Source organism: Vibrio sp. NH-7, assembly GCF_053643215.1.
The window spans coordinates 267,891-281,635 of sequence record NZ_CM132187.1 but is presented as its reverse complement, the minus strand read 5'-3'; the positions used below and the strand labels follow the sequence as shown (position 1 = coordinate 281,635).

At 47.9% G+C, this 13,745-nt stretch carries 14 protein-coding genes; 6 read left to right on the top strand and 8 right to left on the bottom strand.

What is annotated here, in order from left to right; translation table 11 throughout:
• Positions 1-142 precede the first annotated feature (142 nt).
• The 5 genes from ACUALS_RS01355 to kefG all read right to left on the bottom strand — a co-directional run bounded on the left by ACUALS_RS01355 (position 143) and on the right by kefG (position 4,439).
• The gene (locus ACUALS_RS01355; RefSeq protein WP_454448708.1) at positions 143-1,084 is read right to left on the bottom strand and encodes an isoaspartyl peptidase/L-asparaginase family protein; all 942 of its coding nucleotides are present in this window, start codon (positions 1,082-1,084) and stop codon (positions 143-145) included.
• Between the two features lie 97 nt (positions 1,085-1,181).
• A complete protein-coding gene (slyD, locus tag ACUALS_RS01350; protein WP_454448707.1) occupies positions 1,182-1,763 on the bottom strand; it encodes a peptidylprolyl isomerase in 582 nt (193 codons plus the stop codon).
• 93 nt (positions 1,764-1,856) lie between these two features.
• Positions 1,857-2,051: a YheV family putative zinc ribbon protein gene (locus ACUALS_RS01345; RefSeq protein WP_038139277.1), complete on the bottom strand. Its 195-nt coding sequence runs from the start codon at positions 2,049-2,051 to the stop codon at positions 1,857-1,859.
• A 17-nt stretch (positions 2,052-2,068) separates the two neighbouring features.
• Complete coding sequence (gene kefB, locus ACUALS_RS01340) at positions 2,069-3,865, bottom strand: glutathione-regulated potassium-efflux system protein KefB (protein WP_038192812.1); 1,797 nt, start codon at positions 3,863-3,865, stop codon at positions 2,069-2,071.
• A complete protein-coding gene (gene kefG / locus ACUALS_RS01335; protein WP_038139271.1) occupies positions 3,855-4,439 on the bottom strand; it encodes a glutathione-regulated potassium-efflux system ancillary protein KefG in 585 nt (194 codons plus the stop codon). Before kefG ends, kefB begins: the two co-directional genes overlap by 11 nt.
• Before the next feature lie 157 nt (positions 4,440-4,596).
• Between kefG and ACUALS_RS01330 the strand changes: the two genes are divergently transcribed.
• From ACUALS_RS01330 to crp, 6 genes are all read left to right on the top strand, one after another.
• Entirely contained in the window at positions 4,597-6,519 is a 1,923-nt protein-coding gene (locus ACUALS_RS01330; RefSeq protein WP_005470868.1) for an ABC transporter ATP-binding protein, read from the top strand.
• A complete protein-coding gene (locus ACUALS_RS01325; protein WP_005471127.1) occupies positions 6,516-6,995 on the top strand; it encodes a TIGR02444 family protein in 480 nt (159 codons plus the stop codon). The genes ACUALS_RS01330 and ACUALS_RS01325 overlap by 4 nt, the downstream gene beginning before the upstream one ends.
• A 9-nt stretch (positions 6,996-7,004) precedes the next feature.
• Positions 7,005-7,982: a hydrolase gene (locus ACUALS_RS01320; protein WP_005471153.1), complete on the top strand. Its 978-nt coding sequence runs from the start codon at positions 7,005-7,007 to the stop codon at positions 7,980-7,982.
• Positions 7,983-8,020: 38 nt separating this feature from the next.
• Complete coding sequence (locus ACUALS_RS01315; protein ID WP_005471041.1) at positions 8,021-8,233, top strand: YheU family protein; 213 nt, start codon at positions 8,021-8,023, stop codon at positions 8,231-8,233.
• Positions 8,234-8,315: 82 nt separating this feature from the next.
• Positions 8,316-9,185, top strand: coding sequence for a phosphoribulokinase (locus ACUALS_RS01310; protein WP_038139261.1), 870 nt, complete (start codon positions 8,316-8,318; stop codon positions 9,183-9,185).
• A gap of 241 nt (positions 9,186-9,426) precedes the next feature.
• Positions 9,427-10,059: a cAMP-activated global transcriptional regulator CRP gene (gene crp, locus ACUALS_RS01305; RefSeq protein ID WP_004410522.1), complete on the top strand. Its 633-nt coding sequence runs from the start codon at positions 9,427-9,429 to the stop codon at positions 10,057-10,059.
• An 88-nt stretch (positions 10,060-10,147) separates the two neighbouring features.
• Here the strand turns inward: crp and ACUALS_RS01300 are convergent, their stop codons facing one another.
• From ACUALS_RS01300 to astA, 3 genes are all read right to left on the bottom strand, one after another.
• Positions 10,148-10,939 carry a 2-oxoadipate dioxygenase/decarboxylase family protein gene (locus tag ACUALS_RS01300; RefSeq protein WP_454448706.1) on the bottom strand — a complete coding sequence of 264 codons (792 nt, stop codon included), beginning with the start codon at positions 10,937-10,939 and terminating at the stop codon, positions 10,148-10,150.
• Positions 10,940-11,125: 186 nt separating this feature from the next.
• Entirely contained in the window at positions 11,126-12,583 is a 1,458-nt protein-coding gene (astD, locus tag ACUALS_RS01295; RefSeq protein ID WP_454448705.1) for a succinylglutamate-semialdehyde dehydrogenase, read from the bottom strand.
• 34 nt (positions 12,584-12,617) lie between these two features.
• Positions 12,618-13,637: an arginine N-succinyltransferase gene (gene astA / locus ACUALS_RS01290; protein ID WP_038192749.1), complete on the bottom strand. Its 1,020-nt coding sequence runs from the start codon at positions 13,635-13,637 to the stop codon at positions 12,618-12,620.
• Between the last annotated feature and the right edge of the window lie 108 nt (positions 13,638-13,745).

Below are 13,745 nucleotides of genomic sequence, written 5' to 3'. Positions count from 1 at the left end.
GGATTCTAGCACTGAATCACATTTCTTGCAGTCATTTTTTAATCATCCATGCGTAATACTGATTAAACAAAGCCATGTTTAAAACAACTGCGATTTATATCAATCAGTTAGTGCTTTCCTGACGAAACACCACCGCCAGAGGTTACTCATCGGCGTATATTTTTACGCTCAGTTTCCCATCTCTATCGATACCCGCGCGATACATCCCAGAACTGTTCATTGAAAAATGCAGATTACCTTGCGCATTCACCGCTATCAGACCGCCTTCTCCGCCCATCTGTTTCAATTCCCCTTGGATAATGGTTTCACAGGCGGTGTGTACATCTTCTTTGAGATAGCGCATTCGAGCAGCGACGTCCCCGGCAACCATTTTACGAATGAAGAATTCACCCATACCAGTGGTTGAAACGGCCACATTGCCGTTCTCTGCAAAGGTACCTGCTCCAATAATTGAGGAATCACCCACTCGACCATACTTCTTATTTGTCACCCCTCCTGTACTGGTTGCTGCCGCTAAGTTCCCTTTTTGGTCCAAAGCCACGGCGCCGACCGTGCCGTACTTTTTATCATCGGGGTATTTAGATTCTGAGAGCGCAAATAGACCTTTCTCTTTCATCGAAAGTAATTGCTCATAACGGCGATCAGTAAAGAAGTAATCCTGCTCGGTAAATGAGTAGCCCTGCTCAAACGCGAACTCTTCAGCCCCGTCACCAATCAATAGTACGTGGTTGCTTTTCTGCATCACATCACGAGCAAGCTCAATCGGGTTTTTAATATGGCGCACCCCAGCCACTGCACCAGCTTCGGCCTTAGCTCCGTGCATGACGGAGGCATCCATCTCAACCATTTCTTTATGAGTTAGGACCGAACCTTTGCCAGCATTAAAGTTAGGAGAATCTTCGAGCACCTTAACCGCAGCGACCACCGCATCAAGTGCATCACCAGATTGAAGAAGAATCTCATGCCCTGCGCGAACGGACCGCTCGAGATCAGCGAGGATCGCAGCCTTGAGTTCATCGCTCATTTGCTCACGTAGAATGGTTCCGGCTCCGCCATGAACGGCGATTGAGAAAGGCTTTGTCATCGGTTGGACTCCTTCAATCTAACGACCTTACTGGGACAAAAAAGGCGCTCCCCGTTTTACAGGAAACGCCTCTTGTTACTCGCTAATCATCTATGGATTAGTGAGAACCGCAGCTACCGCCACCGCAGCAACCGTCTTTTTTCTCTTCACCGTGGTCATGACCTTCGCCACCACAACAACCACCTTCGTGATCGTGCTCGTGACCACAGCCACCAGCTTGATGAACATGGCCGTGTTCGATCTCTTCTGCTGTTGCTTCGCGTAGAGCGACAACTTCAACATCAAACGTCAGTGTTTGACCTGCTAGCATGTGGTTACCATCAACCACAACTTCGTCACCGTCAACTTCTGTAACTTCAACAGGGATTGGACCTTGGTCAGTATCCGCTAGAAAACGCATACCCACTTCGATTTGCTCAACACCTTGGAAAACATCGGCTGGAACGCGTTGTACTAGTGCGTCATTATGCTCACCGTACGCTTCTTCTGGAGAAACAGTAACAGAGAACTTCGCGCCCGCTTCCTTACCTTCTAGTGCAGTTTCGAGACCAGTGATTAGGTTGTTGTTGCCGTGTAGGTAATCTAGAGGCGCGTCAGTTGTAGACTGATCAACAACAACACCGTCTTCTAGCTTTACTTGGTAAGCAAGACTTACTACTACGTTCTTTTCGATTTTCATATTGGCTCCAAGGAGGATAAAGGACCACAGCTAACCCTATGGTCAGCAAACTTTCTACTGGGGTTATTATGGGGATGATTCAGAGAAACTCAATCAATCCGGCTTAAAAATCCCGATCATTTCTTCGCCGCTGTGCTTGGTCGTTTCCATGGACTCGGGTTTTCTTTGATCTTGGTGACCACACTCGACACACTCAACCAGTTCGATATTATTTTCTATCCACCAACGTAATGTGTCTTGTTCTGAACACTTCGGGCAGTTGGCGCCTGCGATAAATCTTTTTTTCATGTTACGACTCTATTGGATTAATCCCAGAAGTTCTTCGCTTGTTGATCGCTTTCCATTTCACGACCAAAAATCTCTTCCAGTTCTTTACGGGCTTCTTTGGCTCTTAAGGCCAATTGCTTATCATCTTGATGCTGAGGGAGGAGCTCTTTGAGCATCGCATTATCAAGTTTCCTAAAATGGGCTTCCGCTCGTTTGGCTTGATACGGATGCATTCCCAGCTCAACCAGCGCCTGACGGCCTAGATCGAGTGCACCGAGGAAGGTTTCACGAGAATAACTTTCAACGCCATGACTCAGCAACTGATAAGCTTCTACGCGACTGCGTGCTCGAGCGAGCAAACGTAGCTTAGGAAAATGCGTCTGACAGAGTTCTACGATCTTCATGATCTCATCCGGTGAGTCGGTACAAATGACCATGGCTTCGGCTTTGTCTGCACCAGCGGCTCGCAATAAATCGAGCTGAGTGGCGTCACCGTAGTAAACTTTGTAGCCATACTTTCTCAGCAATTGAATTTGGCTAGCATCACTTTCCAGCACCGTCACTTTGATCTTGTTGGCGTACATTAGACGGCCAATGATTTGACCAAAACGACCAAAGCCCGCAATGATGACTCGCGGCTGCTTATTGATGACATCACTAGCCAATGTTGCTTCTGTTTCTGCGTTCAGTCCTCTCGCATACCATTTGTTCTGCGCCATCAGTAATAGAGGGGTGGTGACCATAGATAAGCTGACCACAACAAGCAAGAAAGCCGTCTGCTCTTGGTTAAGTAACCCTTCGGCACTCGCAGCGGTAAAGATAACGAAGGCGAACTCACCACCTTGGCTTAAAATCGCCGCCATTTTACTGCGTGATTTTGCACGACTACCATAAAGACGCGCTAAGAAATAAAGAATCGCCCCTTTCACCGCAACCAAGCTGAATACCGCCACAAGGACAGCAAATGGTTCTAACGCAAGCAACCCCAAGTTGACCGCCATACCCACGGCAATAAAGAAGAGTCCAAGCAGCAAACCTTTAAACGGTTCTATCGCGATTTCTAACTCGTGACGATACTCGCTTTCCGCAAGTAACACACCAGCAAGAAAGGTTCCTAGCGCCATAGATAAACCAAGCTGCTTCATGATTAGAGCAATGCCTATCACCAGCAAGAGTGCCGCGACAGTAAACAATTCACGCACGCCACTAATCACGACATAACGGAACAATGGTCGCAGCAAGAAGTGACCACCAACCAACAGCCCGCCTACGCCAGCAAACATCCACAGCGCATCCCACGCATTGCCTGCCGTATTTCCGGCAAGTAAGGGCAAAATCGCCAACATGGGAATCACGGCGATATCTTGGAATAGCAATACGGCAAAACCCGATTGACCCGCTTCTTTGCCTGCCAACCCTTGCTCTTCAATCACTTTCAAAGCAATGGCTGTCGAGGAAAGCGCCAGTCCCATTCCAATTACTAAACTGGTTTGCCAACTGGTTCCCGCTAAATAAGCAACGCTGGATATCACACAAGTTGTGATGACCACTTGCGCGCCGCCTAAACCGAGAATCGGTCCTTTCATTTGTAATAGCTTTTTCGGGTTCAGCTCTAAACCGATCAGAAAGAGCAGCAAGACGACACCAAACTCAGCGAAGTGGAGAATCGCTTCAACGTCGCTGATCAAGCCTAGCCCCCAGGGGCCGATCGCTACACCAGCAAGAAGGTAACCCAATACCGAGCCAAGCCCCATCCGTTGAGCAAGGGGCACCGCCACTACCGCTGCAGTCAAGAAGATCACACTACTTTGGAGGAAATCACTTTCAAGCGCCATGCTCGCCTCCTAATTCTTCTGGGTAGACATACAAGGGGTCATTCAACCACTGTCGATACGCTTCAGCGTGTTGGTAGCGCTCCATTTCGGAGACATTTCTTGCCCAGTAAAGCACTAAAGGTTCAATCCAGTGCATTTGACACAATGCTGCAGTGAGCTCAAAAGGTTGAAGTATCTCTGATAAAGGATAGCGGTTGTAGCCACCTTTACTAAATGCTTCCTCTTGGCCTCCCGTCGTAATCACACTGCGCCAATATTTTCCCTTCAACGCCTCACCGCTACCAAACGCAAATCCTTTCCCGAGGACTCGGTCTAGCCATTCTTTCAGCAATGCTGGGCAAGAGTACATATAAAGAGGGTGATGAAACACGATCACATCATGTTCGATAAGTCGTTGGTGCTCCGCAGCGACATCAATAAAAAAATCGGGATAGTGCGCGTAAAGATCATGCACGGTGACATGCTCAAGTGATTGAATTTTCTTGAGCATCATTTGGTTGGCCACTGACGACTGTGACTCAGGGTGGGCATACAGCACCAAAACTTTGGGCTTTTGCGTGGCTAAACTCTGCATTCCTTGGACAGCAATCCTTGTGTTTCGAATGTATTCTATTGTTTTTATAGGTTATCAGTTTGTTATACGTGGTTAGCGCAAATAACGCAATAATCGACTTTTAATCTTATTCCCCCTACTATTCGACGCAATACGAGCAAAGATAAAGCAAACAACTATGATCACCTTCTCTGGCATACAGCTACTACGTGGCGGAAAACCCCTTCTTGAGCAAGCTTCAGCAACCATTCATCCCGGCGACAAAGTGGGCCTGGTCGGAAAAAATGGCTGCGGTAAGTCGACGCTTTTTGCATTAATAAAAGACGAGCTGTCTATTGATGCGGGTAACTTCAGCAAACCTGCTCATTGGGAACTAGCATGGGTCGCTCAAGAAACTCCTGCTCTCGAGCGTAGCGCCATTGAGTACGTCATCGATGGTGATCGTGAATATCGAAAGCTAGAAGCCGATCTTGCACAGGCGGAGCAACAAGACAAAGGGACGCTCGTTGCTGAAATTCACGGCCAAATTGAAACCATCGGTGGTTACAGTATCCGCGCTCGTGCGGCGGAATTATTGGATGGTTTAGGCTTTAGCCAAGAGCAAATGAGTTGGAACTTAACTCAGTTCTCGGGGGGCTGGCGTATGCGCTTGAACCTAGCTCAAGCTCTGCTTTGCCGTTCAGACTTATTGCTTCTTGATGAACCAACCAACCACTTGGACTTAGATGCCGTGATGTGGCTGGAACGCTGGCTACAAAACTACCCGGGGACACTCGTGCTTATCTCGCACGACCGAGACTTTCTCGATCCTATTGTCGGTCGTGTCATTCACGTCGAGAATCAGTTACTGAACGAGTACACCGGCAACTACTCATCATTTGAAGAACAGCGTGCTCAGAAGCTTATCTTGCAACAAGCGCAATTTGAGAAGCAACAAAAGCAGATGTCGCACATGCAAAGCTACATCGACCGCTTCCGCTACAAAGCCTCGAAAGCTCGCCAAGCACAGAGCCGAATTAAAGCCTTAGAGAAAATGGAGAAGGTTCTGCCTGCGCAGCTCGATAACCCATTCAGCTTCCAATTTCGCGATCCAGATGCGCTGCCAAACCCTATCATCATGATGGATGAGGTATCAGCAGGCTATGGCGATAATCTTATCTTAGAAAAAATCCGCCTCAACCTCGTACCTGGCAGTCGCATAGGTCTACTTGGTCGCAATGGCGCAGGTAAATCAACGCTGATTAAGTTACTTTCTCGTGAACTCAATCCTCAAGGGGGCGACTTAACCTATTCACAAGGCGTGAAGATTGGCTACTTTGCTCAGCATCAACTAGAAACGCTTCACCCAGAAGAAACACCGTTGCAGCACATGATGCAGATCGCGCCTGACAAGAATGAGCTCGAGCTGCGTAATTATCTCGGCAGTTTTGGCTTCCAAGGCGATAAAGCGCTAGAAAAAGTAGCGCCGTTTTCCGGTGGCGAGAAAGCACGTCTGGTGCTGGCATTAATCGTATGGCAAAAACCGAACTTGCTGCTGCTCGATGAACCAACGAACCACCTAGATTTGGATATGCGTCAAGCGCTAACTATGGCTCTGCAAACCTTTGAGGGGGCGATGGTGATTGTCTCGCACGACCGCTACCTACTGCGTGCGACCACCGATGATCTTTACCTGGTTCATGATCGCCAAGTTGCCCCATTTGATGGCGATTTGAACGACTACTACAAATGGCTAACAGAGCAACAAAAAGCGGAGCGACGTGAAGCCCAAGCTCAGCAACCAGAGAAAACGAGTGCGAACAGCGCGGCGGCAAAAAAAGACCAGAAACGCCGTGAAGCTGAATTTCGCAAGCAAACCGCGCCAATTCGCAAAAACCTGACAAAGTTAGAAGAAAAAATGGATAAGTTGGGTGAATCGTTAGCGGAAGCGGAAACGCAATTATCCGATAACTCACTTTATGAAGCCGAAAATAAAGCTAAACTTAATCAAGTACTCGCCATTCAAGCCAACAGCAAAGCCGAGCTTGAAGATGTTGAAATGGAATGGATGGCTCTCCAAGAAGAGCTAGAACAGATGGAGCAGGAGTTCAGTAGCCAATGAGTTCAGAGCACGCACAAATTTCTTTAACACTTGAGCGCTTGTGGCAATTTAGCTTGCAGTACTACAGTGTGCGAGAAGTAAAAGAGGCGTGCTTAGCTCTGCAAAATCAGTTTAAAGGTAACGTCAATTTATTACTGCTGCTCAAATGGCTCGACGAACAACAGGTCTGTTTTGGTGAGCAAGATTGGCATCGTGTTGAGGAGTGTCTCGGGCGCTCCGAAGCCCTACTCCTCAATTTCCGCGAGTTAAGGCGAAAGCTAAAAAGCCAAGTGCCAGACACTGTCTATCGAGAATCGCTTCAATTCGAACTGCAACTCGAAAAACAGCAGCAGTCTGATCTGGTTGATTGCATTAACAGTATTCAATTGGAAAAGAATCTCGGCGAGCCACTTACGCTTCGGTATTGCCGTCAACTTGGTGGCGAGCGCCTCTATTCAGCCTTCGCTGAGCCCATTGATAACATCGCCAACCTATAGAGACTGTTTATGACTCAGTTTGTCGCCGCCAAAGGGCTTTCCAATCCCCACCTTCAAACCCTAGCTCCGCGCTTAATTCGAAAAAAAGCGCTGTTTGAGCCTATCTGGCAAACACTTGATACCCCCGATGGTGACTTCCTTGACATCGCTTGGGGTGAAGATAACCAGACCACAGCGGCCAAAAGCAAACCGATTTTCGTTCTGTTCCACGGACTGGAAGGATGCTTCTACAGCCCTTACGCCAATGGCTTGATGGATGCGTTTAACAAACAAGGTTGGCTCTCCGTCATGATGCACTTTCGCGGCTGCAGCGGTAAGCCGAACAAGTTAGCGCGCGCTTATCACTCTGGTGAAGTCGAAGATGCCCGTTTCTTTTTGCAGTACCTCAATAGTCTATTTCCTTCTCAAAAGAAGGTTGCCGTTGGGATTTCACTTGGCGGAAATATGCTGGCGAACTACTTGGCTAAGTATAATCAAGACCCACTACTCGATGCCGCAACGATTGTCTCCGCGCCATTGGATCTCTCGGCCTGCTCGGAGCGAATTGAACAAGGCTTTTCTAAGCTCTACAAAAACTACTTACTCTCCTCTTTGAAAAAGAGCGCCTTGCAGAAGCACCACTTACTCAAGGGCGAGTTAGGGCTAACTTATCAATGCATCAAACGGGTGACGCGATTGTACGAGTTTGACGACTTAATCACCGCGCCGCTGCATGGATTTAAAGATGCCGAAGATTACTACCAGCGCTGTTCGGGCATCCACCGCCTGAAAGAGATCAAAGTCCCGACGCAAATCATTCATGCCAAAGACGACCCGTTTATGACTGATGCGGTGATCCCCAAGTATGTGCTGCCCGATAACATCGATTACCGGCTGTTTGATCAAGGCGGTCATGTCGGCTTTGTTACCGGCAGCGCCATCAAACCGCGGTTTTGGCTGGAAGAAGCCCTGCCCGCCTACTATGAAAGTCTCACCGATCCGGCATAATAGCGCCTCATCTGCGAACATAAAATCTAGAGGTATTTATGATTGTTCCTTGGCAAGACATTGCACCAGAGACATTAGAAAACTTGATTCGTGAGTTTGTCCTTAGGGAAGGAACCGACTACGGAGCGGTAGAGGTGTCACTGCAAAGCAAGATTGATCAAATTAAGAAACAGCTCGAGTCAGGTGATGCGGTCGTGGTTTTCTCCGAGTTACATGAAACCGTCGACATTCAACTCAAAAACAAATTTTAGAGAACTGCATACAATGACGGTTTACTAAAGCGTGCTATAGTGAACTCCGATTACAGGAACGTATTCAACGACAAGGTTTGTCATGTCAGCAAAACATCCAATTATTGCCGTTACCGGTTCTTCTGGCGCCGGTACTACCACTACTTCAGAAGCTTTCCGTAAGATGTTCAATATGATGAACGTCAAACCCGCATGGGTTGAAGGCGACAGCTTCCATCGCTTCACACGACCAGAAATGGATGTGGAGATCCGTAAGGCGCGCGAGCAAGGCCGCCATATTAGTTACTTTGGCCCACAAGCTAACGACTTTCCTGCGCTAGCAGAGTTCTTTCGTAAATATGGCCATGAAGGTACAGGGCAAGTTCGCCGCTACCTGCACACCTTTGACGAGGCAGTACCATACAACCAAATGCCTGGCACCTTCACCCCTTGGCAAGACTTGCCAGAGAACTCCGACGTTCTTTTCTACGAAGGGTTGCATGGCGGCGTCGTCGATGGCGATGTTAACGTTGCCCAGCATGTGGACTTCTTGATTGGCATGGTTCCAATCGTGAACTTAGAGTGGATTCAAAAGTTTGTTCGAGACACTCGCGATCGAGGTCACTCTCGTGAAGCGGTGATGGATTCGATTGTTCGTTCGATGGACGACTACCTCAACTACATCACCCCACAGTTTTCGCGCACCCACATTAACTTTCAACGAGTGCCGACCGTCGATACATCCAATCCTTTAAATGCAAAAGGCATCCCGAGCTTGGATGAGAGTTTCGTGGTCATTCGCTTGCGCGGAATTAAGAACGTCGATTTCCCATACTTACTGGCAATGATTGATGGTTCATTTATGTCGCGACATAACACCTTAGTCGTGCCTGGTGGCAAGATGAGTTTTGCGATGGAATTGATCGTTCGTCCTATCCTTCAGCAACTCATCGAAACAGGAAAAATTGGCTAGAACTCACGGCTAGAACACGATTACTTTTCATACCGTGATCATGTGCACAGTTTTGCGTAGCAAAACCCAAGTAGGACCCGATTAAAATCAAGAAATCGTTTTCGAAAAAGGATACTATTTGTAACCGAAACACAAGTTGGCTTGCAGCATTTGTAAAGTGCTCTTATCCTAGTAAGCCTATTTAAGGCTTAGCTAAAACATGGAAAGCGGCAAGCGTACCCTGCAGAGGAAGTGAGATATTATGGTTCTAGGTAAACCTCAAACCGACCCAACATTAGAGTGGTTCCTTTCACACTGTCATATTCATAAGTACCCATCAAAAAGCACGCTAATTCACGCGGGCGAGAAAGCTGAGACGTTGTACTACATCGTTAAAGGTTCAGTTGCGGTTCTTATTAAAGACGAAGAAGGTAAGGAAATGATCCTTTCTTACCTAAACCAAGGTGACTTTATCGGTGAACTTGGTCTATTCGAAGAAGACCAAGAGCGTACCGCATGGGTTCGTGCTAAATCTCCTTGTGAAGTAGCAGAAATTTCATTCAAGAAGTTCCGTCAGCTAATTCAAGTAAACCCAGATATCCTAATGCGCCTTTCAGCGCAAATGGCAAGCCGCCTTCAAGTGACTAGCCAAAAAGTGGGCGACCTTGCGTTCTTAGACGTTACTGGCCGTATCGCGCAAACGCTACTAAACCTAGCGAAGCAACCAGATGCGATGACTCACCCGGACGGCATGCAAATCAAGATCACTCGTCAAGAAATCGGTCAAATCGTTGGCTGTTCTCGTGAGACAGTAGGTCGTATCTTGAAGATGCTAGAAGAGCAGAACCTAATCTCTGCTCACGGTAAGACAATCGTTGTTTACGGTACTCGTTAATCTCGATTAACTGCTGAATTTTAAAAGCCACCCATTGGGTGGCTTTTTTGTTTGTGAGCAATACAAACTAGGTAATCCCTGTTCGAACTTACCCATTGGTGCTTTCAAAAATCTTATCAGCAGACGCCGCAACAAACCCTGGATAAAGCTCGCCGTTGCTCATTGGGTAACGCTTGGCAAACTCATAGAAACCACCCGGAATAATCTCTGTGCCTTCAGTAAATTGCACGGGGACTTTGTCTGCCATAGTAGATGACTGTTCGAGCAACACATCTGGGGAGCCTTTCACCTCACCACCAAACTCATTGATGGTAAAGCCTGCATCACGCAGATGGTTGTTCACATCAACCACTTCGCCAAACGCATTTAACTGATTCACGCTCACCGTAAAGTGGTTTGCACCATAACCATGGGCAGCTAACCAAGAAGCGTATTCACTCTCTTTTGCCAACGTCTGGAAATCAGCGTAGCTAAGATTCCACAAACGTCCGCCATACAAAAACTCTGGGCTTTGCAATTGAGAGGCGTCCACCTGCTCAACCAGTTTAGCCACGATGGCCTGCAACTCGGCTGAACACTCATCGACTTTGAGTTCACTGATGAATACTTTCGGTTGCGTTGGGTCTGGATGTTCAAAATGCTTGGCGACTAACTTTTTGCTCTCAAACACATAGTCACCACAAGGGGTGTAACCAGCATCAAGGAATGGTTGAGCCAGCGTCGCAATGCCTAACGGCTCAACATTGAAGGTGCGCAAAGCAATATGGTCGTTGATCAATGCTTCGTCTTCTTGCAGAAGTTGATGCACTTTTTCAGCAGAGGGACATAAGCGTTGAATATAGTCATTCCATAACGGTTGGAACAAAACATCTGGCGTCATAACGCCTCCTTGTATCGGGGTTGTTTACGTTAAAGAGAGCTTTATTAGTATTGTTTTTCGATATAAAAGAGGCCACCTAACCAAAATGTGTCCAGAAAATCTGATTAGGTAGCCTTCAACCTGTGACGTTTAAAGTGCCTTTCGGCTAAGAAAGGCAATAAGGGAAACCTTAGTGGTTTATTATGGTTATAGATCTAACCCTGGGCTTAACGTAGCAGGCAGCAATGTTTCGCTGCCTTCCATCGAAGCCATAGGGTAAGCACAATAGTCTGCGGCATAGTAAGCGCTTGGACGTAAATTACCCGATGCGCCTGGACCGCCAAATGGTGCATCACCACTCGCGCCAGTGAGCTGACGGTTGCGGTTTACGATACCCGCACGGATATGGTCAACAAAGTATTCCCACTCACTGTCATCGGTAGATACTAGGCCAGCCGATAAACCAAAGCGTGTGTCGTTAGCCAGTTCCACCGCTTTTTCCAAACCTCGGTAGCGAACGACTTGCAGCAACGGGCCGAAGTACTCTTCATCTGGCAGTTCTGCAATCGCAGTGACATCAATGATACCCGGTGTAACAAATGCCGCCTCACCCGCTTTCGCCTCGATTAGACTCTCACCGCCAAGCTTTTGCAGATTCGCTTGCGCAGCAAGGATAAAGTCAGCGGCAGCTTTTGAAATTTGAGGCCCCATAAACGGAGCAGGCTCTGCAAATGGCTGGTCGACACGGATCCTGTTGGTTGCTTCCACCAGTTTGCTCACTAGCAGGTCACCTTTCTCACCTACAGGCACATACAAGCGGCGGGCACAGGTACAACGCTGCCCTGCACTGATGAATGCCGATTGGATGATGGTGTAAACCGTGGCATCAAGGTCGCCGTAGTTGTCAGAAATCACCATCGGGTTATTGCCGCCCATCTCTAGCGCCAGCATCTTGCCCGGTTGTCCTGCAAACTGCTTGTGCAGAATATGCCCGGTGTTTGCACTACCCGTGAATAGCACGCCATCAAGACCTTTCGAATCAGCGAGCGCTATTCCCGTCTCTTTGGCACCTTGAACTAGGTTAATCACGCCCTTTGGTAAACCAACTTGATCCCACAGTTTCATCGCAAACTCACCGGTTAGTGGCGTTTGCTCAGATGGTTTGAATACCACGGTGTTACCGGCCAAAAGGGCTGGCACGATGTGACCATTTGGCAAATGACCAGGGAAGTTATACGGACCAAATACCGCCATCACACCCAGTGGGCGATGACGTAGCACAATCTGGTTGCCTGCTGCTTCGCGCTGCGCTTCACCGGTGCGGTCATGGTATGCACGAATCGAAATAGCAATTTTACCGGCCATTGCTGCCGCTTCTGTACGCGTTTCCCAGATTGGCTTGCCCGTTTCTTTGGCAATGATTTCCGCAATCTGCTCGCTGTTCTCTTTCACTTTTTCGGCAAAGGCTAAAACAATCGCCTCGCGCTCAGCAAAGCTCATTTTCTTCCAACCGACAAACGCACTGCGTGCCGCCGATACCGCTTGCTCGACTTGTTCAGGCGTTGCACTGTCGCCTTGCCAAATCACTTCGTTGTTGTACGGGCTTTGTGAGCTCATCGGCTCGCCTTGTCCCGCAACCCATTCACCTGCAATCCAATGTGTCATAACTTCTTCCTTCAAATTCTTTATACATTCAGGCTTACTGAGCCAACATTCGAACGAATTCGCCTTCGCTTACTTTGAGTGCATCCGCTACCTCAGGAGAAAGAATCACGGATTCGGTCTCTCGGTCATAGGCCGCTTTTGCCGCTGTCGCGCGGAAATTTTCAAAAGACGTATTAGAAATTAAGTAATCGTTCGCGCTTGAATGCTCCGCGATGGTCACTTTGGCTCGGAACGAGTGACGTACCGATTCAATATTACGCACATCACATTCAACCGTTGGGCCACCATCGAAAATATCGACGTAGTTACGGCAAGTGAAACCTTCCTTTTCAAGTAAGCGCAGCGCTGGGCGTGTGTTCTCGTGCACTTCACCAATTACCGCTTGTGCTTCTTTGCTTAGCAGGTTGATGTAGATGGGCAGCTTAGGCATAAGGTCGGCAATAAAGCCTTTCTTACCGATACCTGTTAGGTAGTCAGCCATGGTGAAATCAATCGAGAAGAAATGCTCTTGCAGCCACTGCCAGAAAGGCGAATTACCTTCTGCATCAGACACACCACGCATCTCAGCGAACACCGTTTTAGAGAAGCGATGTGGGTGCTCAGCCATCATTAAGAAGCGACACTTCGACATAAGACGACCATTCAAACCACCACGGAATGTTGGTCTTAGGAACAGTGTACAAATCTCACTACATCCGGTGTAGTTGTTACCAAATGTCAGCAACTTAACGACATTGTTAACGCCCAGCTTTGCTGATGAGTGAACAATCGTACTGATATGGTAAGAGTAAAATGGGACATCCCAGCCAATTGAAGCTTCAATTCCGGTACAACCCGCTACTTCGCCAGTTTCGCTATCAAAACCGACCATTAGGTAACCTTCATCACCGGGCTCTGTAACATCTGGCTTGGTAAAACTGTACTCTGAATGAGTAATTCGGTTGGTTAACAATTCTTCGTTAACTGGTAGAGATGTAAATCCGTGACCCGATTCGACGGCGCAAGTGTGTAGTGCGTCGTAATCCGACATTGCGATAGGGCGAACAACTAGCATCGATACTCCCTCCTGATGCTCATACCAACACCACCAGCTATTTTGAAGAACAACTGGTGGTCTCGGTAGTCGAGCTAAGCATGATGACTTAGCTCAGTTAGATGTTTT